Source organism: Sharpea azabuensis DSM 18934 (genome assembly GCF_000702165.1).
Taxonomy (GTDB): domain Bacteria; phylum Bacillota_I; class Bacilli_A; order Erysipelotrichales; family Coprobacillaceae; genus Sharpea; species Sharpea azabuensis.
This window is the reverse complement of the sequence record NZ_JNKU01000035.1, coordinates 19326-30352: the sequence shown is the minus strand read 5'-3', so window position 1 is coordinate 30352 and position 11027 is coordinate 19326. Positions and strand designations below refer to the sequence as shown.

The following is an 11027-nucleotide window of genomic DNA, read 5'->3' as shown; positions in this document are numbered from 1 at the left end:
CATAAATCCGCAATAATCTTACGTGATTTATCATTATAGCCAAAGACTTCATCTTTCGCATAACCTAAACGTGGTGTATAAGCTGCATTACCTTTGAATGTAGTTTTGGCAAGCTGATCTTCAACCGACTTAACCGGTGAAGTATAGCCAACATATTCTGAGTTTGCTGTGGCAACTTTCTTAGTTAGAATATATTTCATGAACTCTGTCGCAAGTGGGACATTGGAAGCATTTTTTGGAATAACCATTGCATCCGTCCAGATATTTGTACCTTCTTTAGGCATATAGAAGCCCATATTCTTATTTGTGGAAAGAATACTTGCGGCATCACCAGAATAGACAAGACCCAATGCCTTTCTAGCCCGAGCCATATTATCAATGATTTCATCAGTTACAATTTCAGTATTCATTGTCTTCATGACATCTACCCACCAGTCATAGGCTTTCTCTAGCTCTGCTTCACTGGTTGTATTCATAGAATAGCCAAGAGATTTTAAGGCCATCATGAAGGAATCACGTTCTGAATCATAAACATAAACCTGGCCCTTGAACTTTGTATCTTTGAAAATAGCAAAGCCTTCTCGATCAAGCTCATCCACGGTCACTTTACGCTTATCATAGACAATTCCCACACTACCCCAGAAATAAGGGATGGAATAGGCATTATCCTTGTCATAGGACTGATGAAGAATGAGCGGATTAATTGCATTAAATGTCTTCTTTAAAGCTTTTTGATCAAGCTTCTGCAACATATTTTCACCAATTAATCTTTGAATCATATAATCACTAGGAATCAATAAGTCATATTTTTCACCATTAGCGACCTTGATATACATCTGTTCGTTACTATCAAAGTTATCCATGATGACTTTAGCGCCTGTTGTATCTTCAAATTCTGCAACCATGTCTTCATCGATATACTCACTTGGCATATAGATATGCAATGTCTGACCACCAAATTTTGCTGTCGAATTGCTTTTTAGGCCGGCAAGAGAGCCAATAATAATTGCTATGACAAGTCCAGCAATAACGAATATAGGCCATTTCTTTGCTTGTTTTAATTCTGTTGTTTCTTTGACATGCTTAGCACGAATTGCAGGCACAACATTGACAAGGATAAGAATGATGGTAATGAGTACGACAAAGACTGTAGAAATAGCATTAACGGATGGATTGACACGTTTACTCATCGTATAAACCATGATGGAAAGGTTCTTGACACCTCCACCAGTGACAAAGTAAGAAATAATGAAATCATCAATACTCATCGTAAAGGCAATCAAGCTACCAGAGACAATACCGGGCATGATTTCAGGGACGATGACTTGAAGAATAGCACGAAATGGTGTTGCTCCTAAATCCATGGCCGCATCCGCCAAGTTAGGATCAAGCGCCCTTACACGGGGCAGGACGGAAAGGATGACATAGGGAATACAGAAGGCAATATGTGCCAAAAGCAATGTCCCAAAGCCCTTTGTAATATTCAATGTAATAAATAAAAGCATCAAGCCAATGGCAGTGACAATATCAGGGTTCATTAGTGGAAAGTCATTAACGACTGACACATAACGGCGTACACGTTTTGTTGATTGGGATAAGCCAATTGCTGTCATTGTCCCAATAACCGTAGAGATAATTGTAGCTAGAATGGCGACAAGGATTGTCACATAGAGTGATTCCATCATTGAATGGTTCTTCAGCATGGCCTGATACCACTTCAATGAGAACCCTGTAAAACTTGTCAAAGATTTCGAACTATTGAAAGAAATGACCATCATAAAGACAATGGGCAAATAGAAGAAGATTAAAGCTAAAATCATCAAGAGACGACCAAAATATCTTTTTTCTTTTTTCATTATTCGTCCTCCTGCTGATGATTATTAGAATCGATACGACGTACAAGATACATGGAAAGCATCATAATAACTGCCATAATCATAGAAATAGCACTACCAAAATTCCATTCTCCAACCGTAATAAACTGGTTCTCAATAACATTACCAATTAAGAAATACTGTCCCCCACCAAGCAATTTAGGAATAAAGAATGAACTTACTGCCGGCAAGAAGACTAAGGCAATACCAGAAATTACTCCGGATAATGATAATGGAAGAATGACTCTTCTAAATGTTTCTTTCTTGCTTGCACCTAAATCATAGCTTGCTTCAATTAATGAAGGATCTATTTTTGTCAAGGCCGTATTAATCTGAAGAATCATGAATGGCAGGAAGTTATAAACCATGCCAATCAGGACGGCTGTTTCTGTGTATAGCAGTTCCACATGCTTAAAGCCAAAGAGAGAGAAAATCCAGGCAAATAAACCATCATTGGATAATAAGCCAATCCAGGCATATGTTCTTACAAGCATATTGATCCACATTGGAAGAGTAATAAGCAAGATCAGATTATTACGTTTCTTTTCTGGCGTCTTGGCAATAAAGTAAGCAAGAGGATAGCCTAAAAGCAGGCAGATGATTGTTGTTTTCACTGCAATCAACAATGATCTCAACAAGATCATCAAGAAGTCCTTATCCGTAAAGAATTTGACGTAGTTATGAATAGTAAGCTTGAAAGGCAGAATGCTATTGCCCTGCTTCATGAATGAGTACATTGCAATCAGCAGCATCGGTAACAACAACATTAAAACTGACCAGACAATATATGGTATGACAAGCTGTCTAAATTTCTTCATTTAAAAGCCCATCTTTTCCATAACATGAATATCTTCAGGATTGAAAGTAAGGCCGACTTCCTTACCTTCTTCCACATAGTCCGTAGTATGAATTTTGAATTCACGACCAGTTGTTGAGAATGTGACTTTGTAGATTCCCTGCTTTAAGTTTTCTGGATCAAAGTCATAATCAACGAACAGTTCGACATTTTCATCTTCATCATCCAGCTTCCAAGCCTGCGCATTAGCCCATACCTTTAAGTCCGTATCAAGAGCTTGTGATTCAGCAATTTCATCAGCTGTCTTGAAGAAGTTAAAGGCTGAAATAGCTTCATTAGCTTTCTTATTTTCAACTACACGCTGATCAATAACCCAGATTTTTCTTGTCACTTCAAGACCATTGGATGTTGAGAATGTGACATGGTATTCACCTGTTTCCTGCTTTAAGTCTGTTTCGACATGGGCAATGGAAGTGAATTCATCTGTTTCTGGATTCCATGCCTGGGCGCCTGCACGGGCAATGATTTCCGTATCATCAATACCTTCCATATCTTCTAAGTCAAGATAGAAGTCATTGGCTGAAATCATTTCCTTGCCATCTTCGGAACGCTTTGTATTATCCCCAACAATATGCATATTGACATTAACAGTCGTACCTGGCACAGTTTCAACCATGATTTCATAATGCACACCTTTGAATAATACAGATAACACTTCACCCGTCATCTTACCTTTTTCCACAGGCACAATATCAATATCTTCAGGACGAATAATTACATCAACACGCTCATTATCCTTAAAGCCCTTATCTACACAATCAAAGATCGTATCATCAAACTTTACCTTTTCATCTTCCAACATGATGGCAGGCACAATATTACTCTCCCCAATAAACTGTGCTACATAGCGATTGACAGGTTCATTATAAATTTCTTCAGGAGAACCAACTTGCTGGATTTCCCCCTTATTCATAACAACGATCTTATCACTCATTGTCAAAGCTTCTTCCTGATCATGTGTGACAAAGATAAAGGTAATGCCAACTTCCTGTTGAATACGTTTTAATTCATACTGCATTTCTTTTCTCAATTTATGATCCAAGGCCGATAATGGTTCATCCAATAATAATACTTTTGGTTCATTGACAAGCGCTCTCGCAATCGCTACACGCTGCTGCTGACCACCGGAGAGAAGTGTGACATCTTTCTTTTCGAAGCCTTCAAGACCAATCAGCTTCAACATACGCATAACCTTCTGATCAATAACGTCCTTACTCATCTTCTTGATTTTTAAGCCAAAGGCAATGTTGTCATAGACATTCATATGGGGAAATAAGGCATAACGCTGAAAGACAGTATTTAATTCACGTTTATAAGGTGGCACATTCTTAATGTCTTCCCCATCAAGAATAACCTGTCCTTCATTAGGCTCTAAAAAGCCCCCAAGAATTCTTAACAATGTTGTCTTCCCACATCCTGAAGGTCCCAACAATGTCACAAATTCATTTTCATAAATATCTAAATCTATTCCTTTTAAAACAACTGCATCGCCAAAATTCTTGACGATGTGTTTAAATTCAATAATTTTCTTTCTTTCATCCATTTTCATTTTCTCCTCTAGAATAATGGTGGTGTCGTAATCCAAAGTACAATCGCATCCGTGCTATTCGGGTTAGAGAGATAATGTTCATGTGAGCCATCAACATAGAATGTTTCTTTTTGATGAATCTTGCATTTCTTTTCACCATAGACAAGCTCTACACATCCCTGCAGCACATAGCCAAATTCTTCCCCTTCATGCTCATGCATTTGTTTCGATGTTTGATGTTGATGAAGGGTAAGACGAATAGGTTCCATTTTATTTTTTTGTGCATTAGGCACAATCCATTCAATCGTCCCATCTTCACGTTCATCCACAAAATAGTCTTCTTCTTTAAAGACGATCTGTTTTTCTTTTTCTTCTTTGAAGAAATCCGATAAATTTGTGCCCAACGCTTCAAGAATATCTTCCAACGTACTAATACTTGGTGAAGTCAGATCACGTTCAAGCTGTGACAGAAAGCCTTTTGTCAGCTCACTTCGTGAAGCAAGTTCTTCAAGCGTCAAGCCGTTCTTGGTTCGCAAAGCCTTTATTTTCTTCCCAATCTCCATAATGCCTCCGTTTTATATACTAAACTCTTTGTTTATTATATCGATATTATTATAGTCTTATGCATAGAAAATGCAAGTTAATTAAACATTAAGTTTAATTAACTAAACTCTAAATATTTGACATCATTTGAGAGTCAAAGTAAAATAAAGGTGGTGATGTATATGGATAATATAAAAATAAACTTTATGAATGTCATAAGCAATGTATTCACAAGTGTCATGAAAGCCCAGGAAGAATATATTCGTCATAGCGAATATAGCGACCTTTCCTTAACCGAGATGCATGTCCTCGAGGCAGTCAAGAAGGAAAGCTTCCCAACCATGAGTAATGTCAGTGCCCGTCTCAAGATTACCATCGGCACACTTACTACCAATGTCAAAACCATCATCAAGAAAGGATACCTGACAAAAAAGCCATATCCGAAGGACCATCGCTATATGATTCTTTCTCTTACGCCTAGAGGAGAAGATGCATTAAAAGTCCACGATCAGTTCCATCAGGAAATCATTCACATTCTTGATCATGCCATTCCAGAAAGTGAATTCTCATTTGTTTATCACGCATTCGAACAAGTACAAGATGAAGTCAAAACATTTAATGAAGAACTTAAAAACAAAAAATAAAGGGCAATCACAATGATTGTCCTTTATTCATATACAAAAAAAACTTCCCGCAGGAAGTATCATACAACATGGTGCCGACTATAGGAATTGAACCCACAACCTACTGATTACAAGTCAGTTGCTCTACCAATTGAGCTAAGTCGGCAGCATCTCATAAAAATGGTGGGAGCTAACGGGCTCGAACCGCTGACCCTCTGCTTGTAAGGCAGACGCTCTCCCAACTGAGCTAAGCTCCCACTAAATGGTGACGGATACGGGATTCGAACCCGTGAATGCATGCGTGAAAGGCATGTGAGTTAACCGTTTCTCCAATCCGCCACAAGATGGCGCCTCAAGTAGGACTCGAACCTACGACCCCCTGATTAACAGTCAGATGCTCTAACCAACTGAGCTATTGAGGCATTTGCTTTAGAAGCACTCGGCTTCGTGGTGCTCACTTAATATACCATGTGTTTTTTAATAATGCAAGTCCTTTTTTATTTTTTACTTCTTTTGTTTTCTTTTTCCGTTATAATGAAAGCATATCTTTGACAGAAAGGATAAAATAGATGAATACACGTACAAAATATAATCTTCTCCTTGTTTTTGCGGCAATGATCTGGGGTAGTGCTTTTGTTGCTCAGAAAAGTGGTGGTACGATTGGTGGCTTTACTTATAATGGCTTTCGAACCCTCCTTGGCGGCCTTGTCCTCATTCCTATTTACTTCCTCTTACGTAAGAATAAAGAAATGAAGACTTCCATAATGGGTGGTATCTTCTGTGGGCTAGCACTCTTTATTGCTTCCAACCTCCAGCAATTTGGCATCAATAACACCAGTGCCTCAAAAGCCGGCTTCATCACTTCGCTCTATGCAATTATTGTTCCCTTCCTCTCCGTCTTTCTTCACAAGAAGATCAGGCCGATAGTCTGGGTGAGTGTTGTGATTTCTTTAGCTGGTCTTTATTTACTCAATTATAGTGCTGAAGGGTTATCCATTAATACCGGTGATATCCAATTAATGCTTTGTGCCCTGGCTTTTGCTTTTCAGATTCTCATCATTGATCACTATTCTGATCATGTGAATGGTGTCTTGATGAGTGCGACACAGTTTATTGTTGCAGGTCTATTGAGTATTGTCTGTATGTTTCTTTTTGAAAAGCCACAAATCAATGATATTCTTGCTTCATGGTGGCCTATTGTTTATGCCGGTGTTTTCTCCTGTGCGATTGCCTACACCTTACAGATTGTTGGCCAGCGCTATGTGCCTCCAACCGAAGCAAGCCTGATTTTCTGTCTTGAATCGGTCTTCTCGCTTCTTGCTGGAACAATCTTCCTGCATGAAAGAATGAAGGCTATAAATTATATTGGTTGTCTATTGATTTTTATTGCCGTTGTGTTATCGCAATGGCCAAAAAAGGCGGAACGCTAAGTTCCGTCTTTTATAATTGATGCGTCATTTCGCCTAGTATACGAATACCCTTGACAATCTTTTCATCCGTTGGTGTAGAGAAATTTAAACGCAGTGCATAACAAGGCTTCTCTTCATTCGTATAGAAGGAAATACCTGGAACAATAGCTACATTGTTTTCAATTGCTTTTTGCGCAAATTTCAGTACATCACTGCCTTCAGGCAAGTTCACCCAGATAAACATCCCACCATCAGGTCTTGTATAAGTCACTCTTTCATCAAATGTTTCATCCATTGTTTTCAACATCAAGGCACATTTCTTCTTATAAATGGTTCTAATACGTGATAAATGAGCATTCATATCACATGTTGATAAGAAACGAGCAGCGACTTTCTGGGCCCATAAGTTTGTATGCACATCAGCGCCTTGTTTCGCCACAACCATCTTTCCTACAATATCTTCACGACCAATACATACCGCTAAACGTAAACCAGGAGCAAGAATCTTGGAAAGTGATGCGGCATAAATAACCATATCATCTTCATCAAGAGATTTGATAGAAGGTACATGTTCTTCTGTAAAACGAATAGCACCATATGGATTGTCTTCAAGAATAAGCACGCCATATTTCTTACACAGGGCAAGCACCTGTTTTCTTGTTTCAAGGGACATTGTTGTTCCCATTGGATTCTGGAAATTAGGAATGGTATAGAAGAATTTTGGTCTTGGCTGGATGCTGAGTGCTATTTCAAGCTGAGCTAAGTCAAGCTGCCCTTCTTCGCTAAAGCCGACACCTCTTAAGATAGCACCATCTTCCTTAAAGGAATTTAAGGCTCCCAAAAAGGCTGGTTCTTCACAGGCAACAACATCCCCTTCATTACAAAGCACCTTTGTAAGCAGGTCCATGATCTGCTGAGAACCCGTTGTAGCAATGATCTGGTCGACGGCTCTTGTTACCTGTTCCTCACGGTTAAAGAATTTATTGGCAGCTTCCAAGAAGCCTGCGTCACCTTCAGTAATACCATACTGCAATAAACCAATTGGATCTTCTTCAAAGAGTTCAGCTGAAATACGTTTGAGGTCTTCAACTGGAAAGGCATCACTGGCAGGATTGCCTCCCGCAAATGAAATCACATCCGGATTCGATGTCATCTTTAAGATTTCTCTGATGGCACTTGCCTGTACACTCTGCATTTTTCTTGAAATTTCGACTTTCATACTACTCTCCCCCACTTTCTTGTTCATTCATCACTTTTGTCGCTAGGTCCCTGACTTTATCGACAACCTCACGGTTAAAGATTTCCTCCGGGTCATTAATGCCCTGTTCCACAAGCATAATCATGCTGATCCACACTAAGAGATAGAGTGGATTGAAGACATCACCCACACTAAAGGTAGAGAGATGCTGGTGGAAGACCCATTGAATGGAATGCATATTCTTATGCACAAATTCATCAAGTTCATTGATATAAGTATAACCCATATAGTGCATTCGATGAATGAGTTTTGTCTGGGTAATCAAGCTATCATCAATGACAAGTCTTACCCCATACTGTTCTTTAGCATCATCTAGTAAATCTTTGAGAACAGGTGTATCGATGACATAGTGAATAAGCGAATTCTTATTGATATCCGTCTTCAGTACTTTTTCTTCATGCACCAAGCCTTCATTATAGGCATCAACGGCATTAGAAATCGCAACAAACTCTTCATCACATAACTCTAATGTTGCCGCAAGTCTTGTCAGTCTGCGTCTGATGTCTCGAGGAATCTCATATTGGCTCTTATAGCCAAGCCCATGTTCAATCTCCGCCCATGAGTGTTGTAAGGTCGTACGAATCTGCACTTCAAAGATAAGATTCTTGTAGTCTGAATACTCAATCATGCGACAGCGTTCATCAGTAAACTTGACAAGAAGATGCAAGGAATTATAACCGTAATCTATGCGATCTTCCTGATTCTTCTTACGCCGATCACTATATTCAACGATTTCAAAATTCTCCTTGATTGCTTCATAGAAACGATCAATATCATCTTCAAACAACAAAATAACTCTTGCTGCTACGACATCAGTAATATCATTGATATCATGGTATTTATTCTTAAATTCAATCTTTCTTTTCAAGCTATCTTCTGCTTTAATACGTACAGCATAATTAGATATACGAAAATGATTTTTCTTGATAATTCTTGAAAAGATATCATTGATATCATGGACCATACTGCGATAGATAGCAGCATTCTCATGATACTGATCTATGATTTTTGCACTATAATTGACAAGTTCCATACAATTCACTCCTGAAACCCATTATACACTATCCAAGGCTCTATGAATATAAAGAAAAAAACAGCCATGACTTATGTCATGACTGTCGGGAGGGGCTTCTTTCTAACCCCATCATAATCTATCTTCTTGTAAATACAAGCTTTTTTCTATTTTTTAAGAAAAATCAGAACGTGGTGTTCCTTTCTTATACACATAGATCATCCCTACAATCCCTACAGCGATAAAAATCAGGGAAATCACTTGAGCAATACGCAATGGCCCAAGCATTAATGAATCCGTACGCATCCCCTCGACAAAGAAACGCACAATCCCGTAGCCGATAAAATAACTAAAGAACTGCGTACCATTCTTCCTTGAGAAATGGCGAACAAGTAAGATAATCACCAAAAAGACAATAACATTGCCCACTGACTCATAAAGGAATGTTGGATGATGATAGGCATTTTCAATATACATATTCTTAATGATGAATTGTGGCAGATGTAATGACTGTAAGAATTGAAGACTGACTGCTGAGCCATATGCCTCATGATTAAAGAAGTTTCCCCAGCGGCCTAGCGCCTGGGCAATCAAGACACCTGGCATAATCGCATCCCCTGCGACAAGAAAAGGAATTTCATGTTTTTTAAAGAAATAAGCGGAATAGATGAGCCCGGCAAAGATACCGCCCTGGATAGCAAGGCCACCATGCCACACAGCAAAGATTTCCATAGGATTTGTGGCATAGAGCTCATTCCACATAAAGATGACATACCAGATACGAGCCCCGATAATACCAAGCAACAATAAGGCAAAGAAATAATCCGAAAGAATATTTCTGGCATAGCCTAGTTTCTTAAAGTGATACTGGCCTAGTTCATAGGCAATTAATGCTCCGGTAATAATACATAAAGCATAGTAATGGATCTCTAGTGATCCAATTTTGAGAAAGACGGAAAAAGATGGAAAAAACTGCATTGTTATGACTCCTGTTTACTCTTGATATTCGCCAGAATACGATTAATGAATTCCTTTGAACTATCAAAGCCTGATGATCTTAGCTGCATATTCATGACTGCTGCTTCAATAATGGCCGCCATAGAACGACCACCCGTTACTGGTACAACAATCTTATGAATAGGAATACCTAAGATATCCTCAGTATTTTCATCTTCCTCTAAGCCTATACGCTGATATTCACGTGATGGTAACCAGCGTTCTAGCTGAATAATCATTTCGACAATATCGCTATCGAGCACACTGCCAGCCCCAAACATCTTGCTGACATCAATAACCCCAATACCTCTAATTTCCAACAAGTTTTTCAAGACCTTTGGTGAGCGGCCACGAATACTTGAAGAAATATGGAAGAGTTCAATGGCATCATCGGCAATGAGCTGATGACCTTTCTTGATCAGTTCAAGGGCAATTTCGCTCTTACCAATACCACTATCACCACGAATAATAACACCCTTACCATAGATATTCAGGAATACCCCATGCATTAATGTCTCTGGTGCCAATAATTCATCAAGATGACTCTGCAATGTGATGGATACACGACCTGTTGGTAATTCTGTCTCAAAGATTGGGAAATTACGCTTAATCGCAATATTCTTTAAAATATCAGGTGCTTTATAGCCTTTCGCAATGATAATACATGGTGTTTCATCATTGACAAGCTTTGAGAAACAAGCGAGCTGGCTTTCTGCACTCATTTCATGAATGAAGGCATTCTCCTTTTCACCAAGAAGAATAATTCTTCTAAAATCTGAATGTTTAAAGAAACCTGCCAGTTCAAAACCAGGACGGTTGATTTCAGCGACATAGACTTCTCGTTCCATCGAAGCATCATCACCAGTCACTCTTTTATAAACATCGAGATCTAATAAACGACTTAATTTTGCGGATTTACTCATAGGAT

The 11027-nt window shown here is 38.8% G+C and carries 10 protein-coding genes and 4 tRNA genes; 2 read left to right on the top strand and 12 right to left on the bottom strand.

Annotated features, from left to right (window positions below; translation table 11 throughout):
- The 4 genes from T529_RS0108300 to T529_RS0108285 form a co-directional block, all read right to left on the bottom strand.
- Positions 1-1856 (bottom strand): extracellular solute-binding protein (locus tag T529_RS0108300; protein WP_033163155.1); only part of this gene is annotated, 1856 nt, incomplete at its 3' end.
- Positions 1856-2692: an ABC transporter permease gene (locus T529_RS0108295; protein ID WP_033163154.1), complete on the bottom strand. Its 837-nt coding sequence runs from the start codon at positions 2690-2692 to the stop codon at positions 1856-1858. The genes T529_RS0108295 and T529_RS0108300, both read right to left, overlap by 1 nt.
- Positions 2693-4273: an ABC transporter ATP-binding protein gene (locus T529_RS0108290; RefSeq protein WP_413787522.1), complete on the bottom strand. Its 1581-nt coding sequence runs from the start codon at positions 4271-4273 to the stop codon at positions 2693-2695.
- Between the two features lie 14 nt (positions 4274-4287).
- Positions 4288-4821 carry a helix-turn-helix domain-containing protein gene (locus T529_RS0108285; RefSeq protein WP_033163152.1) on the bottom strand — a complete coding sequence of 178 codons (534 nt, stop codon included), beginning with the start codon at positions 4819-4821 and terminating at the stop codon, positions 4288-4290.
- Between the two features lie 162 nt (positions 4822-4983).
- Between T529_RS0108285 and T529_RS0108280 the strand changes: the two genes are divergently transcribed.
- On the top strand, positions 4984-5445 hold the full coding sequence (locus T529_RS0108280) for a MarR family winged helix-turn-helix transcriptional regulator (protein ID WP_033163151.1): 462 nt from the start codon (positions 4984-4986) through the stop codon (positions 5443-5445).
- 69 nt (positions 5446-5514) lie between these two features.
- Here the strand turns inward: T529_RS0108280 and T529_RS0108275 are convergent.
- The 4 genes from T529_RS0108275 to T529_RS0108260 all read right to left on the bottom strand — a co-directional run bounded on the left by T529_RS0108275 (position 5515) and on the right by T529_RS0108260 (position 5846).
- Positions 5515-5590: transfer RNA gene (locus T529_RS0108275), tRNA-Thr, on the bottom strand.
- A gap of 15 nt (positions 5591-5605) precedes the next feature.
- Positions 5606-5681, bottom strand: a tRNA-Val gene (locus T529_RS0108270).
- Between the two features lie 6 nt (positions 5682-5687).
- A tRNA-Glu gene (locus T529_RS0108265) sits at positions 5688-5763 on the bottom strand.
- Between the two features lie 6 nt (positions 5764-5769).
- Positions 5770-5846 (bottom strand) — tRNA-Asn (locus T529_RS0108260).
- A 147-nt stretch (positions 5847-5993) separates the two neighbouring features.
- Between T529_RS0108260 and T529_RS0108255 the strand changes: the two genes are divergently transcribed.
- Positions 5994-6854: a DMT family transporter gene (locus T529_RS0108255; protein WP_033163150.1), complete on the top strand. Its 861-nt coding sequence runs from the start codon at positions 5994-5996 to the stop codon at positions 6852-6854.
- A 10-nt stretch (positions 6855-6864) separates the two neighbouring features.
- On the opposite strand, the gene T529_RS0108250 is transcribed toward T529_RS0108255, so the two are convergent.
- The 4 genes from T529_RS0108250 to hprK all read right to left on the bottom strand — a co-directional run bounded on the left by T529_RS0108250 (position 6865) and on the right by hprK (position 11022).
- Positions 6865-8052 carry an aminotransferase-like domain-containing protein gene (locus tag T529_RS0108250; RefSeq protein ID WP_033163149.1) on the bottom strand — a complete coding sequence of 396 codons (1188 nt, stop codon included), beginning with the start codon at positions 8050-8052 and terminating at the stop codon, positions 6865-6867.
- Between the two features lies 1 nt (position 8053).
- Positions 8054-9124 carry a GTP pyrophosphokinase gene (locus T529_RS0108245; RefSeq protein WP_033163148.1) on the bottom strand — a complete coding sequence of 357 codons (1071 nt, stop codon included), beginning with the start codon at positions 9122-9124 and terminating at the stop codon, positions 8054-8056.
- A 153-nt stretch (positions 9125-9277) separates the two neighbouring features.
- The gene (gene lgt / locus T529_RS0108240) at positions 9278-10081 is read right to left on the bottom strand and encodes a prolipoprotein diacylglyceryl transferase (protein WP_033163147.1); all 804 of its coding nucleotides are present in this window, start codon (positions 10079-10081) and stop codon (positions 9278-9280) included.
- Between the two features lie 2 nt (positions 10082-10083).
- Positions 10084-11022, bottom strand: coding sequence for an HPr(Ser) kinase/phosphatase (gene hprK / locus T529_RS0108235; protein WP_033163146.1), 939 nt, complete (start codon positions 11020-11022; stop codon positions 10084-10086).
- Between the last annotated feature and the right edge of the window lie 5 nt (positions 11023-11027).